This is a genomic window from Lentibacter sp. (genome assembly GCF_029254145.1).
Lineage (GTDB): Bacteria > Pseudomonadota > Alphaproteobacteria > Rhodobacterales > Rhodobacteraceae > Lentibacter.
On sequence record NZ_JAQWYD010000004.1, the window covers coordinates 1 to 20,240 of the forward strand.

Here is a 20,240-nt window from a genome sequence, read left to right on the forward strand (position 1 = left end):
GGCGTTGTCGGGACGTCGGTTCTTTATCATCTGGCAAAGTTTGGCTGGAAAGATGTCTGCCTTTTGGAACGTTCTGTACTGACTGCGGGGTCGAGTTGGCACGCGGCCGGCGGATTTCATGCACTCAATGCTGATCCGAATATTGCTCAGTTGCAGGCTTACACGATTGATCTTTTTGAAGAGATTCAAGAGGAAAGCGGTCAAAATATCGGCTTGCATATGACGGGGGGCCTGACGCTTGCTGGCACGCCCGACCGTTGGGAGTGGCTCCAGTCGGCGTATCGGACGTTCCAGTCGATCGGGATTGAGGATTGTCGCCTTGTGACGCCTGAAGAGGCAGGCGAGCTTTGCCCCATCATGTCAACAGAGGGTATCCTCGGAGGGATGTGGGCAGACCGTGAGGGCTATATTGACACCACAGGTACGGTCCACGCCTATGCTGGCGCAGCCAAAAAGCGCGGGGCGAGCATTTTTGAGCACACAAAGGTTGAGAGCCTTGAGCAGACAGCAGATGGCTGGCGCGTGATCACCGATAAGGGCGAGATCACTTGCGAGCATGTGGTCAATGCGGCGGGCCTTTGGGCCAAGCAAGTGGGGCGTATGGCCGGAATCGAGCTACCTGTTGCACCGCTCAAGCAGCACTATCTCATCTTTGATACGATCCCTCAGCTGGAGGAGATCGACTTTGAAGTGCCAATGACAGTCGATCTGGAGGGGTTCACTTACCTTCGCCAGGATCAGAAGGGTGTTTTGCTTGGTATCTATGAGATCGACCACGAGCACTGGGCGCTGGATGGTGCGCCCTGGGACTATGGCATCGAGCTTTTTCAGGAGCAGACCGACCGGATTGAGAACGAGCTGACACTGGGCTTTGAACGTTATCCAGCGCTGCAAGAGGTGGGGGTCAAGACTTGGGTCAACGGCGCATTTACTTTTGCGCCTGATGGCAATCCGCTGGTTGGCCCCGTGCGCGGCAAGCCAGGCTATTGGTGTGCTTGTGCCGTCATGGCTGGCTTCTTGCAGGGTGGCGGTGTTGGCAAATCGCTGGCCGAATGGATAATCCACGGCGAGCCTGAGGCCGATGTCTTTGGTATGGATGTGGCGCGCTTTGGGGACTTTGCCGAGAACCGCCAGTATATCAAGGAAACGACGGGTCAGTTTTACACCCGCCGTTTCGTGATGACCTACCCGAATGAGCAGCTGCCAGCAGGGCGACCTCTCAAGATGGCGCCAGCCTATAGTGATATGACCGAGGCGGGCTGTCGCTGGGGTGTGAGCTATGGACTTGAAGTGCCGCTTTACTTTGCGCCCAAAGACTTTGTCGAAACGCCCACGCTCAAGCGCTCAAATGCGCATGACCTTGTGGCTGCAGAATGCAAGGCGACACGCGAGGCTGTTGGTTTGCTTGATATCTCCGGCTTCTCGCGCTTTGAGGTGTCTGGTGATGGCGCTGAGGCGTGGCTTGACCATATCATGGCCTCCAAGCTCCCAGCGCCAGGGCGTGCAAAGCTTGCGCCGATGCTCTCGGAAACGGGCAAGCTCAAAGGGGATCTCACGATCTTTAATTGGGGCGATGGAAGCTACTGGATCATGGGCAGCTACTATCTACGAGAATGGCATATGCGCTGGTTTGATGATCATATGGGCGAGGGTGTGAGCTTGCGCGATATTTCGGACAAGATGGTGGGCTTCTCCCTCTCTGGACCAAATTCTCGCAAAGTTTTGGAGGCGCTCACTGTCGATCCGATTGGCGACCTCAAATTCATGGGGTGTGGCAGCTACGACTTGGGCTTGCTGAAGTGCAAGATTGGGCGGCTCTCGCTGACAGGCGAGCTGGGATATGAAATCAATTGTTCGGCTTCCGAGCATATTGCGTTGCGCAAAATGCTACTTGAGGCGGGAGCTGATCTTGGCATGCGCGAGGTTGGTTTCAATGCGATGCTCAGTATGCGGCTTGAAAAGAGCTTCGGCATCTGGAGCGCGGAGTTCACCCAAGGCTATACGGCGGCGCAGACGGGTATGGATCGCTGGATTGACTGGGATAAAGAATTTGTTGGTAAAGCAGCAGCACTGGCTGAGCAAAGCGGTAGCGGCCCCGCGCAAAAGCTGGTCATGCTTGAAGTTGAGGCCGACGGAGCCGACGCGAGCGGGTATGAGCCTATCTGGTCGGGCGGTGCGCTTGTTGGGTTTGTGACCTCGGGCGGATATGGTCACACTTTGGGCAAGTCCTATGCCATGGCCATGGTCAATCGCGAGCTGACGTCAGAGGGCACTGAGCTTATGGTGCACGTCGTTGGCGCAGAGCGCGCAGCTAAAGTCATTGCGGCTTCGCCTTATGACCCTGCTGGCAAAGCGATGCGGGGCTGAGATGGCAGAGACCAAAGCCAACAGACCCAGACGGCGCGGACGTGCCGAGGCGAAGGCTGCGCCGTTTGAGCGCAAGACGAACTATCGCAATCTGAAAAATCCGTTTCCGCCAATGAAGGTGTTTTCAGACGATCAGATTGAAAACATGCATGAAACGGCTCTGCGCACTTTGGAAGAGCTGGGGATGCGTGTGCTTTTGCCAGAAGCCATCGCGATTTTTAAGGCCGGTGGTGCCCGGGTTGTGGGTGATATGGTGTACATCGGGCGCGAGATGGTTGCTGCGGCGCTTGCGAGCGCACCAAAGTCGATTGTGGGGCGTGGGGGCGCAAGCGAGCGCGATGTAACGCTTGAGCTTGGCAGTCTTGTTTTTCAGCCGGGCGCGGGAGCGCCGAATGCAACCGATCTTGTTCGGGGGCGCCGCCCCGGTTCTGCACGTGATTTTATCGAATATACGAAAATCGCTCATCACTATGATGTCTTTCAGATGATGTCGCCCTCGGTTGAGCCACAGGATGTGCCGACGCATCTACGGCACTACTTTACGATGCAGACGCAGTTGGAGCTGACGGATAAGTTTCCCTTCGTTTTTGCGCGCGGAACGCCACAGACGATGGACGGGTTTCAAATGCTGCAAGATTATCGTGGCGTGGATGACGAGACGTTTCTGTCCAATCCGTATTGTTACACGATTATCAATATCAATAGCCCGCGCACGCTTGATATCCCTATGGCGCAGGGGCTGATCGACTTTGCCCGCCACGGACAGCTTTCGATTGTGACTCCCTTTACGCTGATGGGCGCGATGGCACCTATTACGGTGGCTGGGGCTATCACGCTCAGTCATTCGGAGGCTTTGGCTGGCATCACGCTTACACAGCTTGTCAGACCAGGTGCACCCATTTGTTATGGTACGTTCACCTCCAACGTAGATATGAAATCTGGCGCGCCTGCCTTTGGAACACCTTCGCATTTTCAAGCTAGCCTTGCAGCGGGTCAGCTCGCGCGCTTTACAGGCCTGCCTTGGCGCTCGGCGGCGGGCTCGGCCTCCAACATCAATGATGTTCAAGCCGCCAACGAAAACCAGATGGGCCTTTGGGGCTGCCTCATGGCAGGGGCGACTGTGATTATTCACTCTGCAGGGTGGCTTGAGGGTGGATTGAGCGTCTCTTATGAGAAAGTCATCACCGACGCTGAAGTGCTCAATATGATAGCGGAGCTTTGCGCCGGAGCTCAGGCAGGGTCCGATGAGATTGGCTTTGAAAAGGCGATCAGCGAGGTCCAACCATCGGGACACTTCTTCGCAACAACGCAAACGATGGAGCGTTACAACACTGCGTTTTATGAACCGCATGTGCATGACTACGCCAACTTTGGAACATGGACAGAGTGCGGTTCAGAGGATGCCAACACGCGGGCGACTAAAGTCTGGCAGGGTATCCTTGCGACAGACAAGCGTCCTGTGGTGGACGAAACTCGGCTTGCCGCGTTACAAGATTTTATTGCCAAACGCACGGAAGAAGGCGGTGCGCCGCCTGAAAGCTGAGGAAAACCCATGTCAAAAGCACCAGCCCTTCTTTTGCACCGTGATGATCCTGACAAGCCGCCGCTTGTGGGGCACGTCAAGGTCACGCGCGAAGACTGGCTTAATGTGGCGCGGGACATTTTGATCAGTGAAGGCGTGGGCCAAGTGAAGGTGCTGGGTATTGCGGAGCGGCTCGACGTCTCGCGGTCATCTTTTTATTGGTATTTCAAGAGCCGCAAAGACTTGCTCAGCCAGCTTTTAGAGGATTGGAATACCACCAACACAGGTATCATGATCCGTCATACAGAACTCCCTGCGAAGACGATAACAGCTGCACTCAACAATTTCTTTCGTTGTGTTGTGGACCCAGAAGGCTTCAATCCACAACTCGACTTTGCGGTGCGGGAATGGGCGCGGCGTGACGGCTCTGTGCGGCATGTCATTGACCGAGCTGATGCGGCGCGCCAAGATGCGATTACCAAGATGTTTGAACGTTACGGGTATGATCCAGCTGAAGCTGATATTCGCGCGCGCGTGCTGTATTATCAGCAGATCGGTTACTATGCGCTCGATCTGGCCGAAACGCTGGAAGAACGGCTGACGCGGATTGAGGGCTATCTCTATTGCTTTACAGGCGTTCTGCCCACAGCTGAAGAAGTTGCTGATTTCAGATCGTTTTCGCGCTCGGTGGATTTAACATGAGGCGCTAATGAGGGTTTTGAGTGGAGCCTAGCTCGCTCAGTTATTTCTGTTCTTTTCTTAGGAATGCGAGCGTGTAAGCTCTGCCAAAACAAGCGAGGCTTATCATGAGCAAAGACGTTCTTCTGCAACCCTATCAGCTCAAACACCTGACGCTAAAAAACCGCATCATGACGACGAGCCATGAGCCAGCCTATCCCGAAAACGGGATGCCTACAGAGCGCTATCGTGCCTATCATGAGGCACGCGCTAAGGCGGGGGTGGCTCTTGCGATGACAGCAGGTTCGGCGGCTGTGAGCCGTGATAGTCCGCCTGTGTTCAATAATATTCTTGCTTATAAGGACGAGGTCGTGCCTTGGATGCGCGCGCTTTCGGATGCGTGTCATGAACACGGCTGTGCGGTAATGATCCAGCTCACGCACCTTGGCCGCCGCACGGGCTGGAACAAAGGCGACTGGCTGCCCTCGCTTGCGCCTTCGCACAGCCGTGAGCCTGCGCACCGTGCTTTTCCGAAGATGATGGAAGACTTCGATATTGTGCGGATCATTGAAGACTATGCCGATGCGGCGGAGAGGATGCAGGCCGCAGGCCTGGATGGCATTGAGCTTCAAGCTTATGGCCACCTCATCGATCAGTTCTACTCGCCCTTCACAAACGATTGGTCCGCGCCTTATGGTGGCAGCCTTGAGAACCGTATGCGCTTTGGGTTTGAGGTGCTTGACGCGATCCGCAAACGTGTTGGGGACGAATTCATTGTCGGGGTGCGCTACACTGCAGATGAGGCCGAGGAGGGGGGCATCACGCCCGAAGAGGGCCTCAAGATCGCCCATGCCCTGAAAGCGAGTGGACAGGTTGATTTTCTGAATGTGATTCGTGGGCGTATTCATACCGATCCTGCGATGACCGATGTGATTCCTGTGCAGGGGATGCGTTCGGCGCCACATCTTGATTTTGCGGGTACTGTGCGCGCTGAAATAGGTATGCCGACTTTTCATGCCGCAAGAATTCCCGATGTGGCGACAGCGCGGCATGCTGTGACTTCTGGCCTGCTTGATATGGTGGGGATGACACGTGCGCATATGGCCGACCCTTTAATTGTGACGAAAATTATGGAAGGGCGCGAAGATGATATCCGGCCCTGTGTGGGCGCTACCTATTGTTTAGATCGCATCTATCAAGCGGGTGAAGCGCTCTGCATTCATAATGCTGCCACGGGCCGCGAATTGAGTATGCCTCATGAAATTGTACCTTCTGACAGCCCCAAGAAGGTTGTGATTGTCGGAGCCGGGCCAGCGGGTCTTGAGGCGGCGCGTGTGGCCGCCGAGCGGGGGCACGATGTAACCGTTTTTGAAGCTGCGTCCGAAGCAGGCGGACAGATCCGCCTTACCGCGCAAAACAAGCGCCGAGCGGAAATGATCGGGATTATTGATTGGCGGATGGCACAATGTGCAGCCCGCGATGTGCAGTTTCGCTTCAATACCTATGCCGAGGCGCAGGATGTGCTCGGGCTAGCGCCTGATGTGGTGATCATTGCGACAGGTGGCTTGCCAGAGGTCACAGTGCTTGAGGCGGGCAATGAGCTTGCTGTGACAGGATGGGACATCATTGCAGGCGATGCAAAGCCTGGTGAGAATGTGCTGATCTTTGATGATGCGGGCGACCATACAGGACTGATGGCAGCGGAAGTCATCACGGCGGCGGGTGGGCATGTCGAAATTATGACCCGTGACCGCAGCTTTGCGCCTGAAGTGATGGGAATGAATCTCGTCCCTTATATGCGCAGCCTGCAAGAGAAAGATGCGCTGTTTACGGTTGGACGAACGCTGAAAAGCCTGAGCCGAAGGGGCAACCGACTATTGGCGCAGATTGGGACGGATTATTCGAGGTACGTCTCGGACGCCGAATATGACCAAGTGATTGTCAACCAAGGGACTCTGCCTTTGGATGAGCTCTACTTTTCACTAAAGCCACAAGCGTCGAACTTTGGCGAAATTGACCACGAGGTTTTGATTGGCGGGGAGGGGGAGCTTTTCCCACAGCGCAATCCCGAAGGGGGCTTTGTGCTCTACCGGATCGGGGATGCCGTCTCATCTCGCAACACGCATGCCGCAGTTTACGACGCTTTAAGGCATGGTATTTGTTGGTAATGCTCTGAAAACGGGAGGCTTGTGGTGGCGGATAAACTCAGAAGGATTTCCGCAATTTCAATCGGGTTTAACGATGTGGTTTGAAATGGCGGACCGAGGAGGATTCGAACCCCCGACCCCCTGATTCGTAGTCAGGTACTCTATCCAGCTGAGCTATCGGTCCGTCGGAGGCAGGGATTAAGGCCTGCGCGCGTGCTTTGCAAGCGGGTTTTTGGAATAGTTTTGAACGAGCGGCAATTGACGGAGCTGTAAGTGAAAAAACGCCTTATTTAGCTTGGCCGAGACGGATCAAAAAACTTGTGCCCTCTTGATCTGAGCGTTCGAGTATCAGCGCGCCACCATGGCCTCGAATAAGCTCGGCTGCGATGGCGAGCCCCAGACCTGAGCCACCTTTGCGCGCGCCACCGTGGAATGCTTCAAACAGATGCTTGCGGGCTTTCTCAGGAAGCCCTGGACCTGTGTCAGACACGCGAATTTCTACTGTGTTTTTGGTATTTGTTGCAGAAACGCGGACTTCGCCGCTCTGGTTTGCGGTTTCAAGCGCTTGTCGGGCATTGCGCACAAGATTGCTGATGACGCGGTAGAGCTGTTCGCTGTCAGCATCGACGGTAAAGTTCTCAGGCAGATCGTCGACGAAACTGATTTCGCCATCGCTGCGGGTCAATTGTTCGGCTTCAAATACATCTTCGATGATTTCGTTGAGGTTCACTTTGGTGAGTCGCGGTGCAGGCTCTTCAGCTTTGCCAAACGCCAATGTTGTCTCGCAAAGCTTGACCGCGCGGCTGATGGAGCCAACCAGCTTGGGGGCCATGCGTTTGACTGTCGGGTCCTCGCTCATTTCGATGCGGTCGGTGAAGAGCTGTGCCGAGGTAAGGATGTTGCGCAGATCGTGGCTGATTTTGGCGACAGCAGAGCCGAGCTGAGCGAGTCGCTCTTTTTGTTTGAGCGCGCTGGTCAGTTGGGTTTCAAGCTTTTGCAAAGCGTCTTCGGCCTCGCGCAGTTCAGACACGCTTGCCGAGGGTTGAATGATGCGGTGCGCATCCTCAGGATTGGCGGCATAGGCTTGGATGTCGCCGACCACGCGCTTGATCGGGCGTACCAAGAGAAGCTGCACTGCGAGAAACAACAAGACCGCTGTGAACACCGAAATGACCGCTGATAGGAGCAGGATACGCAGGCCATAGTCGATCATTGCGGCACGTAGAGGGCCTGTTTCCATTGAAACTTCGATCAGCAGACCTGCTTCTCGAACAGGATTGCCTATCACACGGATGACCCGATCTTCGGTATCAAAGAGCCGCGCTGTTGCATCGCGGATCAAGACGAAAGCCGAGGCGTTGCGCAGATCATAGGTCGCATAAATCGGTTTTGGCATCGGCGCAGAGAGGATCAGCTGTCGTGCTTCGTCGCGTCGCAGTACGACGTTGAACACCTCTGCATTGCGTAGAAGCTCCTCTTCTAGGTCGGCATCAATCATGTCGTCAGCTAAGAGAGCGAGAGATGCAATCTGGCCGCGCTCAAGGCGGCTTAGGAGATAGTCTTCGCGAAACCGCGCAATCGAGGGCACAAATATCAGGATTTCTGCCAGCATCACGAAGATGATGGTCAAAACGAGAAAGCGCCCTGAAAGGGAGTTTAGCATAACCTGTGAAACCTCTTAGGGTAGCCAGCGCTGAACTGCGCCAACCACTCTTTTCACCATATTACTCTCAAACAGGCGTGGAGAGAAATAGGCCCCAGCGACGCGCTTGTTGATTTCTCCAATGGTCGGGTAGGGCGCGACCATTGCTGCGATCTGGCCCATCTTCATTTTGTTGGCCAAAGCAAGCGCCCAAGTGTTGATCAGCTCGCCAGCTTGATGGCCTACAATGGTCGCGCCAACAGGGCGGCCTTTGACGATCATCACCTTGGCAAAGCCTTTTGTCTGGCCCTCGGCTATTGCGCGATCATTACCCGCATAGTCAAAGCGGACGACTTCAAGATTGCCGCCGTGCTCTGCGTGGGCTTGGGCCTCTGTGAGGCCAACTTGAGCCAATTCAGGTGTGGTGTAGGTGGACCAGGGGATGTGGCGGTCGCTTGCCTTTGCAGGAAGGCCAAAGAGGGCTGAGCGGATAACCACGCCAGCGTGGTAGCCTGCAACATGAGTGAATTGCAGCCCGCCCGCCACGTCGCCAATGGCGTAAACGCGGCGATTGGTTGTTTTGAGGGCCGCATCGACCTTGATGCCTGTGCGGGTTGTTTCGATCCCTGCAGCGCCAAGATCGAGCTTGTCGATATTGGCTTTGCGGCCCACGGCGACCAACAAATGTGTGCCTTTGAAAATGCGACCATCTTTGGCTTCGACCTCGATAGCTCCAGCTGTACCGCGAATTTCGGATGCGAGAGCGTCTTCTTCGATCAGAATGCCTTCTTCGCGCAAGCTGTCGAGCAAGACGCTCGCGGCCTCGGGGTCGTCTTTGCTCAGAGCTTTGGCGCCTTCGATTACAGTCACTTCGCAGCCGAGGCGTTTGTGCGCTTGGGCCATTTCTAGCCCGATAGGGCCGCCGCCGATGATCAGTAGGTGATCGGGACGCTTGCGCAGCTGAAAGAGGGTTTCGTTGGTCTCATAGGGTATGCTCTCAAGACCTGGAATCGGCGGTACAAGCGGGCTTGAGCCGGTGGCAATAATGATGCGTCGTGCTTTGATTTCATAGTTGCCCGCCTGCACGATCTCGGGAGAGATAAACTGCCCATAGGCTTCAATGACACGAACGCCAAGGTCTTCGAAACGCTCTACAGAATCATGCGGTGCAATCGTATTGATCACGGCCTGAACATGATCTTGAGCGGCAGAGTAAGCCTTGGCGGGTGCACTGCCCTTGGCATGTGCCGCTTTGGCTTGGGAGAGAAGGGCTTTTGACGGGACGCAGCCATAGTTTAGGCAATCGCCACCCATTTTATGGCCCTCAAGCAGTACTACGCTAGCGCCCATCTGTGATGCGCCTGCCGCGACGGACAATCCACCTGAGCCGCCGCCGATGACCAATAAATCTGTTTGAATGCGTTCCATACTGTCTTCCTAAATCAGAGCGCCTTTGAGAAAGCTTAAAGCGTTTTGCCGCCGCGAAGTTTTTTCAGGGCAATGGGTAGAGCTGCGAGAGCGGCAAGGCCCAGAATCGGCCAGAGAATATGAGGCTCAAAAATAATGCCAAGGTTGGGCGTTTCGCCGCGTGCAAAAACCTCACCAAGGCCCGCGCCGACAGACGTGTAGACAACCGCGCCAGGAATGATCCCGAAGAAGGTGCTTATCACAAAGCGCCTCAAAGGCACCTCAAGAAAGGCGGGAAGCAAGTTGGCCACAAAAAAGGGCACGGCGGGGACTAAGCGGATGAGAAACAGCATCGACCATTGGTTTTCATCGATTCCGTCCTTGATGGCTTTGATCTTGCCATCTGATTCTTCGAGTTTTGCACCCAGCCGCTCGCCAAGGCCCCAGCGTGCGGCAAGAAAGATCAGCGTGGCGCCGAGTGTTGCGCCCGTGACGTTGAATAGAGCCCCTGGAAATGTGGAAAAGAGAAATCCGCCTGTTAGGGTGGCGATTGTTGCGCCCGGCAGGGAGAAGCCGACAATCACAACGTATGTTGCAACAAAGGCGGCGACAGTGAGCAGGTAATGAGAATCACGGAAGGTGAGTAGCGCCTCGCGATTTTCGCGAAGGGCGTCAAAGCTCAGATAGTCTTTCAAGAAGATCGCGCCCAGCAGGGCGGCCAACGCGATAGCAGCTAAGGGCAATAGCCGCGCTGCAGATGACTTTTCGATCTCTGTGCCGTTTGACATATCTGCCATTGTTCCAATCCTGCCTTGTGTTGTGTGCCCCCAACCTGCGCAGGTTGAACGCAAAACCCAAGGGGGCTTACTGTTGTCTCACGGGGCCTTGATCAGAGAGGCGCGTTTTCGTGATCTCACAGCGTGTATTCTATGATACTGTAACAAAGCACGGGCCCAGCGGGGGCTTTTTGTTGCAAAATGTGTTAAATCCCTACGCTACGGGTTTGACAGCCCACGACGCGCCCCCTATAGAGCGGGCTTCAAGTATTCACGAGGCATCCGAGCGACTCGCGCGCCTGCCTTATAAATCGGAGACGGAGCGATGAAGCGCACCTACCAACCAAGCAACCTCGTGCGCAAGCGGCGCCATGGTTTTCGCTCACGCATGGCCACAAAAGCCGGCCGTAAAATCCTGAACGCGCGTCGTGCGCGTGGCCGTAAGTCGCTCAGCGCGTAAGTTGGCCTTGCTCCTTTTCGGGGCAATGGATTGCAAAAAGATATAGAACCGCTTGAGAGCTTCTCAGGCGGTTTTCGCTTGTTCTTCTCCCGATTTGGTAAGAAAAACCCCTGATGGCAGCCTCTATCGAAATATTAAAGAAACGGTCCGAGTTTTTGGCCGCGTCACGCGCGCAAAAGTGCGGGACGAAGGGTATGATGCTTCAGGGACGTGCACGAGGCGATGAGGCTCCTATGCGGGTTGGCTTTACCTGTTCTAAGAAAGTAGGCAACGCCGTCGCGCGAAACCGTGCCAAGCGCCGTCTGCGAGAAGCGGCGCGAGCAGTGCTGCCAGAATTGGGGCGCGTGGGCTATGATTATGTCTTGATCGGACGTTTTGAGAGCACGGCGAGCCGCGATTTTGAGGCGCTCAAAGGCGATCTGGCCTATGCGCTTAAAAAGGTGCACAGCGCATGACCCCATTGGCTTTTGTTGTTTCGCTGCCTGTGCGGTTTTACCGTCTCGTGTTCAGTCCTTGGGTCGGCCACGGCTGTCGCTATCATCCGACCTGCTCTGCCTACGGGATGGAAGCTCTACGCAAGCATGGCGGCATCAAGGGCACATATCTCATGATCCGTCGTATCCTGCGCTGTCACCCGTGGGGGGGCAGCGGTATCGACAATGTGCCTGACTAGGATGTTTCAATAGCGCCTGTGAACGCGCTTTTTAATCATTGGACGGCTTTTGATGCGTTCGCGCAGGAAGACGAAAAGCCCTGATCCCATGATGAGCGCGATTCCCGAAAGAACCAGTGGAGCCGGGAACTCAGCCCAAATTAACCAGCCCCAGAAGACCGCCAGTGGGAGGCCAAGATATTCAAAAGGTGCAACTGTGGCCGCGTTGGCAAGGCGATAGGCTTGGCCCAAGGCATACCCGATGATTGCTGAGTTGAGCCCCAACCCTAGGAAGAGCCAACGGTCGGGACCTTCGGGCCAGACCCACGCCCGCAGAAGGAAGATGATGCTCTCATTGCTTGCGTCTTGGGCAAAGCGGCCATCGCCGGCTACGAGGAAGAACCCGAGCGATACGAGGATGAACATAGCCTGAATATAGACTGCCATTGCGCTTGCTTTGCTGGCAACGCCGAGTTTGCGGGTCATGAGCTGATTGAGCGCATAGGCCAGCGCTGAAAACATTGGTAGAACCAGAATGAGCCAATGCACGTCTGCGGGCGCGCTCTCGCCGCGCCACGCTTGCATCATCAGGATCACGCCCCCAAAGCCGACAACAACTGCGCCCAGGCGCCATGGACCTACTTTTTCGCCGAGGATCGGGATCGACAAGAGTGTGATCATCAGCGGAGCGACGAAGAATAGGGCTGTTGCGTCGGCCAAGGGGAGAACCGCAAGCGCAGCAAAATAGCTGAGGTTTGAGACGACAACCAGCCCGCCGCGCAACAGATGTAACCCTGGAGTCTTGGTCTTGAGAATTTGCCAGCCGCCTTCGAGCTGAACCAAGACAAGGCTAAAGCAAATGCCGATGCCTGAACGGATGAAGACCATCTCATGCAGAGGATAGCCGCCAGACAGAAGCTTGATCAGCAGGTCGTTCACGCTGATTGCGAGTATCCCAGCGATTACAAACAAGATACCAGCTGCGGGTCGGTTCAAAGCTTCTGTCATAAACTGTCCTTTCGCTAACGTGTTAACCGAGTTCAGCCGACAGTGCGCGCCAAATTGCGACAAAGATGCTTTCGCGGTTTTACTCGCCTGCTGCCAGGGATAGGGTCGCCACGCGAAGAGGAGGACAAGGCATGGCCATTGTCGAGATTAACGATCTGCAAAAAACATATGACGGCGGGTTTCAGGCGCTCAAGGGTGTCAGTCTTGAAATTGGGGAAGGCGAAATTCTTGCGCTGCTTGGCCCTAATGGCGCGGGCAAGACCACGCTTATTTCTGTTCTTTGCGGCCTTGTCTCTCCAACGGGAGGGCAGGCGCGCATTGGCGGGTATGATATCGTTTCGGACTATAGAAAGGCGCGCCAGCTTGTTGGGCTGGTCCCGCAAGAAATTTCGCTTGAGCCTTTCACCAAAGTGATTGACGCGGTGCGCTTCTCGCGCGGGCTTTTTGGCCTCGAACGCGATGAAGCGAAGATTGAGCATATTCTCAAGCAGCTCTCGCTTTGGGATAAGCGTAACAACCGAACGATGCAACTTTCTGGCGGTATGAAGCGCCGTGTCCTGATCGCTAAGGCGCTGGCGCATGAACCGCGTGTTCTGTTTCTAGATGAGCCGTCAGCGGGTGTGGATGTCGAGCTTAGGCGGGATATGTGGGAGCTCGTTGCCAAGCTGAAATCTGATGGCGTCACGATCATCCTCACGACGCATTATATCGAAGAGGCTGAGGCCATTGCCGACCGCATTGGAGTCATCAACAAGGGGGCCTTGCTTCTTGTGGAGGATAAAGCTGCGTTGATGGAGCGGATGGGGCGCAAAGAGCTGCGCATTTCTCTGCGCGCGCCTGTTGTCGCCGTGCCTGACGCTTTGTCCCGCTATGGGCTTGAGCTTGCGGATGACGGAGCAACGCTCGTTTATACCTATGATACCAAAGGCGAGGCGACGGGGATTACTGCGCTTCTGGCAGATCTGGCTGGCGCAGGTTTGAAACTTGCTGACCTGAAGACAACGCAGTCGAGCCTTGAGGACATTTTTGTTGGCCTTACCACCGAAGCTTCTGGGGAGGATGCAGCATGAATTGGTCTGCCGTTTTCACAATCTATCGCTCCGAAATGATCCGCTTTTTTCGCACGTTTGTGCAGAGCTTTATCTCGCCTGTGATCTCGACTTCGCTCTATTTTGTTGTCTTTGGAACGGCGATCGGTAGCCGCATTCAAGAGGTTGAAGGGGTGAGTTATGCGGCCTTTATCGTTCCTGGTCTGATCATGCTTTCGGTCATGACGCAGTCGATTTCCAATGCGAGCTTCGGGATATTTTTCCCCAAGTTTACAGGCACGATATATGAGCTGCTTTCAGCACCGATCAATTTTTTGGAAATTGTGCTGGGCTATATTGGCGCAGCGGCCACCAAAGCGCTCTTTATCGGGCTTGTGATCCTTGCGACGGCTTCGCTCTTTATTGATCTTCATATTGCGCATCCGTTGGCAATGTTGGCCTTTCTCATGCTTACTTGCCTGAGCTTTGCGCTTTTTGGCTTCATCATTGGAATCTGGGCGGGCAATTTTGAACAGCTTCAGCTTATCCCGCTCTTGGTGTTGACGCCGCTGATCTTCCTTGGTGGTGCATTTTATTCAATCACGATGTTGCCTGACATCTGGCAGAAGCTTTCGTTGTTTAATCCCATTGTCTATCTTATCTCCGGTTTCCGCTGGTCCTTCTTCGGCTCCGCTGATGTCTCTATTGGTCTGTCCCTGTTGGCCAATGCTGGCTTTACGGGAGTCTGTCTGCTCGTCATCGGCTGGATTTTCAAGTCGGGCTACAGGCTCAAGCCGTGAACCCGTGATGCCGCGGAGGCGCTTTTTGATAAAAAACTTTTGAGCTGCGCGAGGAGCGTCCCTTGTTTACCTTCCCGCGCGGCTTTACATGGGAAATTATGATATTGAAGTTGCCCTTTCTTAAAAAGCCGCCCCGTGTGGCTATCATTCGGCTCGCTGGGAGTATTGCCTCCGGTACGCGCGGCAGCTTGTCGGACGAGGCCTTGGCCCCTCTGATCGAGAAAGCCTTTCGCAAGGGCAAGCCTAAGGCGGTTGCACTGATTTTAAATTCACCTGGCGGTTCGCCTGTCCAGTCAGGGCTGATTGCAGCGCGCATTCGTCGGCTGGCCGATGAGAAGAAGCTCCCTGTTCATGCCTTCGTTGAAGATGTGGCCGCTTCGGGCGGCTATTGGCTCGCGGCGGCGGCAGACGATATCTGGGCGGATGGTGGCAGTATCATCGGATCTATCGGTGTGATTTCGGCTGGTTTCGGGGCGCAAGAGCTTTTGGAGCGCCAAGGTATTGAGCGGCGTGTTTACACGGCAGGCAAATCCAAATCGACGTTGGATCCGTTTCAGAAAGAGAAACCTGAAGATGTGAAGCGCCTCAAGTTGCTTCTTGATGATATGCACGCGTTGTTTATTGAGCATGTTAAAACCCGACGCGCGGGTAAGCTTGATGACAGTGCTGATCTGTTCACAGGCGAGTTTTGGCTCGCGGGCCGTGCGCTTGAGCTGGGTCTTATTGATGGCATCGGGCACATCGAACCCAAGCTCAAAGAGCTCTATGGCGACAAAGTCAGGATGATCCGATACGGCCGCCGCAAGCCACTTCTGTCGCGCTTTGGCGCACAGGTTGTCGGCGACGGGCTGGCAGCGCTAGAGGAGCGTGCAATTTTTGCCCGCTACGGGCTCTGAGCATATGATTTTCAAGATCGTCACCCTCTTTCTTGTGACCATGGGCGTTTTGGCCATGTTTGGCAAATTGAAGGTTCCAGGGGTAAAAGCAATCGCGGATAAACGCTGCCCCAAGTGCAAGCGCTTTCGCATCGGCAAGGGGCCATGCCCCTGCAAGACAAAAGGGTAACGCATGGATTGGCTGCTGGCGGCTCTCGGTCTGGTGATTTTGCTGCTGGCGGGCGACAGCCTTGTGCGAGGCGCGGTGAATCTGGCGCTGCGGATGGGCATCCCTGCCTTGATCGTCTCGCTGACAATCGTGGCTTTCGGGACATCTGCGCCTGAGCTTCTGATTGCCATCAAGGCGGTCTTTGAAGGGGCGCCTGATATCGCTATGGGAAATGTCGTTGGCTCCAATACGGCCAATATACTTATGGTTTTAGGCTTTCCCGCACTTCTGGCTGCGATGCATACGTCCGAATGTGACACCCGCAAAAACTATCTCTATATGATCGCAAGTTCGGTGCTCTTTATAGGGCTGGCGTTTCGCGGTGTCTTTGATGCACTCGCGGGGCTTGTATTGCTTGCGGCATTGGCTGCTGTCTTGGCGGATAGCGTTTTGCATGCGAGCCGACATCGCCGTGAGACGCGCGCTGCTGCAGCACTTGAAGACGACGTTCTTGAAGAGCTGGAGGGTGCAGATCCTGAACTTCCTTGGTGGAAGATTGTCGTTTTTCTCGTGCTTGGGCTCGTCGGGCTACCCCTGGGTGCTGATATTCTGGTCAACAGTGCGGTGAATATTGCACGTGAGTTTGGCGTAACCGAGACGGTGATTGGCCTTACGCTTGTTGCGCTGGGAACATCCCTTCCCGAGCTTGCTACAACGGTGATGGCGGCGCTTCGACGTCAGGCAGATGTTGCGCTGGGTAACGTGATCGGCTCCAATATGTTCAACCTGCTGGCGATCATCGGGCTCACCTCGCTTCTCGGCGATATCCCTGTCGACAATCAGTTCCTGCGCTTTGATCTTTGGGTTATGCTGGCTTCATCTCTCCTGCTTGTTCCGTTTGTTTTCTTCAAGCAGGACATTACGCGGATTTGGGGGATTGTGCTGGTGGCACTTTACGTGAGCTATATTTCTGTTGTGGTGATGGCATGAGCGGGGCGGCTCTGATCACGGGAGGCGCACAGCGCCTTGGCGCGGCTATGACGCGTTATCTGGCCGCGCGCGGCTATGCTGTTGCCATCCATTATAACAGCTCTTCTGGCGAGGCTGATGCGCTTGTCGCGGAGCTAAAGGGGCAGGGCGTAAATGCTGTTGCGTTACAAGCCGACCTGCTTGATGAGGCCGCGACTGAGACGCTTGTGACACGTGCCTGTGAGGCGCTTGGACAGCCACTCACCTGTTTGATCAATAACGCATCTATCTTTGAATACGATACGCTGCAAAGCGCGACCCGCGAGAGCTGGGACCGTCACATTGGCTCAAACCTGCGCGCGCCATATGTTCTTACGCAGGCTTTTGCGGCGCAAGCGCCCGCCGTACTTAGAGATGAGCGCGATGAACCGCTGGCGAGTTCTTTGATCATTAACATGATTGATCAGCGCGTCCGTAAGCTGACTCCAGAGTTTAGCACCTACACTATTGCCAAGATGGGCCTCTGGGCTCTGACCCAGACGGCGGCACAAGGGCTCGCGCCTGCTGTTCGTGTCAATGCGATTGGGCCGGGTCCGACGATGCAGGGCGCGCGCCAAACCGCCAGTCACTTTGCGCGCCAACGCGAAAACACAGTGCTTCAGCGTGGATCAAATCCGGCTGATATCACAGCAGCACTTGGCTATTTTCTCGATGCAGCCGCTGTCACTGGACAGTTGCTGTGCGTGGATGGCGGCCAACATTTGTCATGGCAAACGCCTGATGTTTTGGGTGTTGAGTGAGTAAATTTGCTGCATGTGCAATGCAAGTTTTGCACGGGGCGAGTGGACTGTTACAAAACGTTTAGAAAAACCTAACGAAACCAAAGAGTTGTAAATTTTCAATAATAATATCGTTTTAAATCAACGGTTTACATTTTTGCTTAATTTTTAGGCACTTCAAGCAAGGCCGCTAAAAACAAAGGAAAATTCTACTTAGCCTTTGGTTATACTCAGACTTATCCACAGGAATCGGGGACAGCTTTCCTCTTGCCCCTGACGGGGTAGCATTGCAGCCACAGACGAATCGAGACAGACCCTTGATAGACGAGACCGACGCACAAATTACTCCTTTGGGTCACACGGTGATTGCCGATTACGTGAAGTCTCTCACGGGTGCGCCAGGTGTCTACCGCATGCTCGATGCGCAGGCGCGTGTTCTGTACGTTGGTAAGGCGCGCAACTTGAAGGCGAGAGTGTCCAGCTATGCTCGACTGTCTGGGCACTCGGGGCGAATTCTGCGTATGATTTCAGAAACAGCGACAATGATGTTTCTGACGACGAAGACTGAAACCGAGGCGCTGCTGCTTGAACAAAACCTGATCAAACAGTTGAAGCCAAAGTATAACGTCTTGCTACGGGATGATAAAAGCTTTCCCAATATTCTGGTGACCAATCATGCTTTTCCAATGATCAAAAAGCATCGGGGCGCGAAAAAAGAAAAGGGACACTATTATGGCCCCTTCGCGTCAGCGGGGGCGGTGACACGCTCATTGGCTCAGCTTCAGCGTGTTTTTTTGCTTCGCAATTGTTCGGACAGTGAGTTTGAGGGCCGTACACGTCCCTGCCTTCAATATCAGATCAAGCGCTGCGCAGGCCCCTGCGTGGGCAAGGTCACGGCGGATGAGTACCGCGAGCATGTGCGGGACGCTGAGCGCTATCTTTCAGGGCGCTCGACCGACCTTCAGGAAAAGCTCGCAGCAGATATGCAGGCCGCCTCTGATGAGATGGAGTTTGAAAAGGCTGCGGCGCTGCGCGACCGTATCAAAGCGCTAACACAAGTGCAGAGCACTCAGGGTATTAACCCGCGTGGGACCGCTGAGGCTGATGTGATTGCACTGCATATGGACAAGGGACAAGCCTGTGTGCAGGTCTTCTTTATCCGCGCCAATCAGAATTGGGGTAATCGCGATTTTTACCCTCGGGTCGGATCCGAGGAGATTGAGGCATCAGAAGTGCTGCAGGCGTTTATCGGGCAGTTTTACGACGGCAAGGAGCCACCGCGCCTTTTGCTTTTGTCGCATCCTATTGAAAACACTGACCTGATGGCAAACGCTTTGAGCGAAAAGGCCGAACGCAAAGTGGAAATTCTTCTGCCCAAGCGTGGCGAGAAGGCTGAATTGATCGAGTTTGCTTTGCGCAACGCGCAGCAAAGCCTTGCCCGCAAGAGTGCCGAGACAGCGACACAAGCCAAGCTTCTTAAGGGATTGGCAGAGGCCTTTGACTTGCCTAAGACGCCGCAACGCATCGAAGTATATGATAACTCGCATATCCAAGGCGCTCATGCAGTCGGTGGTATGATCGTTGCCGGCCCAGACGGATTTATGAAAAACCACTATCGAAAATTCAACATAAAGGGCGATGACCTGACACCAGGGGACGACTTCGGGATGATGAAAGAAGTCTTGGAGCGGCGTTTCAAACGGCTGATTAAGGAGGATCCGCTTAAGAAAGAGGGGCTCTGGCCTGATCTTCTCTTAATTGACGGGGGTATTGGGCAAGTTTCTGCTGTGCGTGCGATCATGGACAAAATGGGCGTCTCAGATATCCCAATGGTTGGTGTTGCCAAAGGGGTCGATCGCGACGCTGGCAAAGAAGAGTTTTATCGTACGGGTAAGCCGCCTTTTGCGCTTCGGCACAATGATCCTGTGCTCTACTTCATTCAGAGGATGCGTGACGAGGCGCACCGTTTTGCGATAGGCACGCATCGTGCAAAGCGGTCCAAGGCAATCAGCGCGACTCCTCTGGATGATGTGCCGGGTATCGGAGCAACGCGTAAACGCGCCTTGCTGACGCATTTCGGGAGTGCCAAAGCTGTCAGCCGCGCCGCTCTGGCCGATTTGAAAGCTGTTGATGGGATATCGGATACGATCGCAGAAACAATCTATGACTACTTCCATGAAAAGGGCTGACGCATATCGCGTCCTAGAGTGGTGAAGTTTGCCGTGCGGTCTGAGCTTGCGATTGTTATTGAAGCTTTTCCCCCGCGCTTAAACGGGCTAAAAGGCTGGGTATTATGATTTGGAATGTTCCTAATATTTTAACGGTCTTGCGTCTGCTCGCTGCACCAGCGGTTGCAGTGATGTTTCTTTATTTTACAAGACCCTATGCGGACTGGTTCGCACTCATTCTCTTTGTGACGGCGGCTGTGACCGATTGGTTTGATGGCTATCTTGCCCGCACATGGAAACAGGAAACCAAGCTGGGCGCGATGCTCGACCCGATTGCAGATAAGGCGATGGTCGTCATCGCCTTGATGATCCTTGTGGGCTACTCCGATACAAGCTGGACGCCTTGGCTTGTGCTGCCGGCCACATTTATTCTCTTCCGCGAAGTCTTTGTTTCGGGGCTGCGCGAATTTCTCGGTGATACGGCTGGCACCCTTAAAGTAACTAAACTTGCAAAGTGGAAAACCACATTACAGATGGTCGCGATCGCTGTGCTGTTCTCTCGTGGCGTGTTTGAGCATTACCTCGTGATGTCGGCTTGGGGCATGGACGAGGCGCTCTTTGACGCTGTTATGGCGGGCGAGGAGGACGATCTTCTGGGGCTTCGCTGGAAGGCGCAGGGCATGCATCTGGCGGGTCAGATCGGTATCGCTTTGCTCTGGCTGGCGGCCATCTTGACGATGATCACAGGCTGGGATTATTTCCGTAAGACGCTGCCGTATCTGAAGGATTGAAC

At 54.7% G+C, this 20,240-nt stretch carries 18 protein-coding genes and 1 tRNA gene; 14 read left to right on the forward strand and 5 right to left on the reverse strand.

Annotation, left to right across the window (positions count from 1 at the left end):
- From P8O11_RS00230 to P8O11_RS00245, 4 genes are all read left to right on the forward strand, one after another.
- A partial coding sequence (locus P8O11_RS00230) for an FAD-dependent oxidoreductase (RefSeq protein WP_300290417.1) occupies nucleotides 1-2,367 on the forward strand: 2,367 nt, incomplete at its 5' end.
- Between the two features lies 1 nt (nucleotide 2,368).
- Nucleotides 2,369-3,910: a trimethylamine methyltransferase family protein gene (locus P8O11_RS00235; protein ID WP_300290419.1), complete on the forward strand. Its 1,542-nt coding sequence runs from the start codon at nucleotides 2,369-2,371 to the stop codon at nucleotides 3,908-3,910.
- A 9-nt stretch (nucleotides 3,911-3,919) separates the two neighbouring features.
- Nucleotides 3,920-4,591 (forward strand): TetR/AcrR family transcriptional regulator, encoded by a 672-nt coding sequence (locus P8O11_RS00240; protein WP_300290421.1) that lies wholly within the window; start codon nucleotides 3,920-3,922, stop codon nucleotides 4,589-4,591.
- A 104-nt stretch (nucleotides 4,592-4,695) separates the two neighbouring features.
- On the forward strand, nucleotides 4,696-6,735 hold the full coding sequence (locus P8O11_RS00245; protein ID WP_300290423.1) for an NADH:flavin oxidoreductase: 2,040 nt from the start codon (nucleotides 4,696-4,698) through the stop codon (nucleotides 6,733-6,735).
- A gap of 86 nt (nucleotides 6,736-6,821) precedes the next feature.
- Here P8O11_RS00245 and P8O11_RS00250 read toward each other — a convergent pair.
- From P8O11_RS00250 to P8O11_RS00265, 4 genes are all read right to left on the reverse strand, one after another.
- Nucleotides 6,822-6,898 (reverse strand) — tRNA-Arg (locus tag P8O11_RS00250).
- A 102-nt stretch (nucleotides 6,899-7,000) separates the two neighbouring features.
- Nucleotides 7,001-8,377: a HAMP domain-containing sensor histidine kinase gene (locus tag P8O11_RS00255; RefSeq protein ID WP_300290425.1), complete on the reverse strand. Its 1,377-nt coding sequence runs from the start codon at nucleotides 8,375-8,377 to the stop codon at nucleotides 7,001-7,003.
- Between the two features lie 15 nt (nucleotides 8,378-8,392).
- Entirely contained in the window at nucleotides 8,393-9,784 is a 1,392-nt protein-coding gene (locus tag P8O11_RS00260) for an FAD-dependent oxidoreductase (RefSeq protein ID WP_300290427.1), read from the reverse strand.
- A gap of 35 nt (nucleotides 9,785-9,819) precedes the next feature.
- A complete protein-coding gene (locus P8O11_RS00265) occupies nucleotides 9,820-10,551 on the reverse strand; it encodes a TVP38/TMEM64 family protein (protein WP_089888880.1) in 732 nt (243 codons plus the stop codon).
- 313 nt (nucleotides 10,552-10,864) lie between these two features.
- Between P8O11_RS00265 and rpmH the strand changes: the two genes are divergently transcribed.
- The 3 genes from rpmH to yidD all read left to right on the forward strand — a co-directional run bounded on the left by rpmH (nucleotide 10,865) and on the right by yidD (nucleotide 11,672).
- Nucleotides 10,865-10,999, forward strand: a complete 135-nt coding sequence (gene rpmH, locus P8O11_RS00270) for a 50S ribosomal protein L34 (RefSeq protein WP_048599009.1) — start codon at nucleotides 10,865-10,867, stop codon at nucleotides 10,997-10,999.
- Between the two features lie 113 nt (nucleotides 11,000-11,112).
- Nucleotides 11,113-11,454 (forward strand): ribonuclease P protein component, encoded by a 342-nt coding sequence (gene rnpA, locus P8O11_RS00275; protein ID WP_300290430.1) that lies wholly within the window; start codon nucleotides 11,113-11,115, stop codon nucleotides 11,452-11,454.
- Nucleotides 11,451-11,672, forward strand: coding sequence for a membrane protein insertion efficiency factor YidD (yidD, locus tag P8O11_RS00280; protein WP_089887454.1), 222 nt, complete (start codon nucleotides 11,451-11,453; stop codon nucleotides 11,670-11,672). The genes rnpA and yidD overlap by 4 nt, the downstream gene beginning before the upstream one ends.
- A 6-nt stretch (nucleotides 11,673-11,678) precedes the next feature.
- Here yidD and P8O11_RS00285 read toward each other — a convergent pair whose 3' ends face one another.
- Complete coding sequence (locus P8O11_RS00285) at nucleotides 11,679-12,659, reverse strand: DMT family transporter (RefSeq protein WP_300290434.1); 981 nt, start codon at nucleotides 12,657-12,659, stop codon at nucleotides 11,679-11,681.
- Between the two features lie 131 nt (nucleotides 12,660-12,790).
- Here P8O11_RS00285 and P8O11_RS00290 point away from each other — a divergent pair, with 131 nt between their 5' ends.
- The 7 genes from P8O11_RS00290 to pgsA all read left to right on the forward strand — a co-directional run bounded on the left by P8O11_RS00290 (nucleotide 12,791) and on the right by pgsA (nucleotide 20,238).
- A complete protein-coding gene (locus P8O11_RS00290) occupies nucleotides 12,791-13,729 on the forward strand; it encodes an ABC transporter ATP-binding protein (protein WP_300290436.1) in 939 nt (312 codons plus the stop codon).
- Nucleotides 13,726-14,487: an ABC transporter permease gene (locus tag P8O11_RS00295; protein WP_300290438.1), complete on the forward strand. Its 762-nt coding sequence runs from the start codon at nucleotides 13,726-13,728 to the stop codon at nucleotides 14,485-14,487. The genes P8O11_RS00290 and P8O11_RS00295 overlap by 4 nt, the downstream gene beginning before the upstream one ends.
- Nucleotides 14,488-14,585: 98 nt before the next feature.
- On the forward strand, nucleotides 14,586-15,383 hold the full coding sequence (locus tag P8O11_RS00300; RefSeq protein WP_300290464.1) for a S49 family peptidase: 798 nt from the start codon (nucleotides 14,586-14,588) through the stop codon (nucleotides 15,381-15,383).
- Nucleotides 15,384-15,555: 172 nt separating this feature from the next.
- Nucleotides 15,556-16,521 carry a calcium/sodium antiporter gene (locus P8O11_RS00305; protein ID WP_300290440.1) on the forward strand — a complete coding sequence of 322 codons (966 nt, stop codon included), beginning with the start codon at nucleotides 15,556-15,558 and terminating at the stop codon, nucleotides 16,519-16,521.
- Complete coding sequence (locus P8O11_RS00310) at nucleotides 16,518-17,300, forward strand: SDR family oxidoreductase (RefSeq protein WP_300290442.1); 783 nt, start codon at nucleotides 16,518-16,520, stop codon at nucleotides 17,298-17,300. Before P8O11_RS00305 ends, P8O11_RS00310 begins: the two co-directional genes overlap by 4 nt.
- Before the next feature lie 299 nt (nucleotides 17,301-17,599).
- Nucleotides 17,600-19,468: an excinuclease ABC subunit UvrC gene (gene uvrC, locus P8O11_RS00315; protein WP_300290466.1), complete on the forward strand. Its 1,869-nt coding sequence runs from the start codon at nucleotides 17,600-17,602 to the stop codon at nucleotides 19,466-19,468.
- Nucleotides 19,469-19,572: 104 nt separating this feature from the next.
- Nucleotides 19,573-20,238 (forward strand): CDP-diacylglycerol--glycerol-3-phosphate 3-phosphatidyltransferase, encoded by a 666-nt coding sequence (gene pgsA, locus P8O11_RS00320; protein ID WP_300290444.1) that lies wholly within the window; start codon nucleotides 19,573-19,575, stop codon nucleotides 20,236-20,238.
- The last annotated feature ends 2 nt before the right edge of the window (nucleotides 20,239-20,240 follow it).

Bases quoted from the DNA above. Each gene is read 5' to 3' on its own strand.
- P8O11_RS00235 (WP_300290419.1), top strand. From the start codon at position 2,369: ATGGCAGAGACCAAAGCCAACAGACCCAGACGGCGCGGACGTGCCGAG.
- P8O11_RS00240 (WP_300290421.1), top strand. From the start codon at position 3,920: ATGTCAAAAGCACCAGCCCTTCTTTTGCACCGTGATGATCCTGACAAG.
- P8O11_RS00245 (WP_300290423.1), top strand. From the start codon at position 4,696: ATGAGCAAAGACGTTCTTCTGCAACCCTATCAGCTCAAACACCTGACG.
- P8O11_RS00255 (WP_300290425.1), bottom strand. From the start codon at position 8,377: ATGCTAAACTCCCTTTCAGGGCGCTTTCTCGTTTTGACCATCATCTTC.
- P8O11_RS00260 (WP_300290427.1), bottom strand. From the start codon at position 9,784: ATGGAACGCATTCAAACAGATTTATTGGTCATCGGCGGCGGCTCAGGT.
- P8O11_RS00265 (WP_089888880.1), bottom strand. From the start codon at position 10,551: ATGTCAAACGGCACAGAGATCGAAAAGTCATCTGCAGCGCGGCTATTG.
- rpmH (WP_048599009.1), top strand. From the start codon at position 10,865: ATGAAGCGCACCTACCAACCAAGCAACCTCGTGCGCAAGCGGCGCCAT.
- rnpA (WP_300290430.1), top strand. From the start codon at position 11,113: ATGGCAGCCTCTATCGAAATATTAAAGAAACGGTCCGAGTTTTTGGCC.
- yidD (WP_089887454.1), top strand. From the start codon at position 11,451: ATGACCCCATTGGCTTTTGTTGTTTCGCTGCCTGTGCGGTTTTACCGT.
- P8O11_RS00285 (WP_300290434.1), bottom strand. From the start codon at position 12,659: ATGACAGAAGCTTTGAACCGACCCGCAGCTGGTATCTTGTTTGTAATC.
- P8O11_RS00290 (WP_300290436.1), top strand. From the start codon at position 12,791: ATGGCCATTGTCGAGATTAACGATCTGCAAAAAACATATGACGGCGGG.
- P8O11_RS00295 (WP_300290438.1), top strand. From the start codon at position 13,726: ATGAATTGGTCTGCCGTTTTCACAATCTATCGCTCCGAAATGATCCGC.
- P8O11_RS00300 (WP_300290464.1), top strand. From the start codon at position 14,586: ATGATATTGAAGTTGCCCTTTCTTAAAAAGCCGCCCCGTGTGGCTATC.
- P8O11_RS00305 (WP_300290440.1), top strand. From the start codon at position 15,556: ATGGATTGGCTGCTGGCGGCTCTCGGTCTGGTGATTTTGCTGCTGGCG.
- P8O11_RS00310 (WP_300290442.1), top strand. From the start codon at position 16,518: ATGAGCGGGGCGGCTCTGATCACGGGAGGCGCACAGCGCCTTGGCGCG.
- pgsA (WP_300290444.1), top strand. From the start codon at position 19,573: ATGATTTGGAATGTTCCTAATATTTTAACGGTCTTGCGTCTGCTCGCT.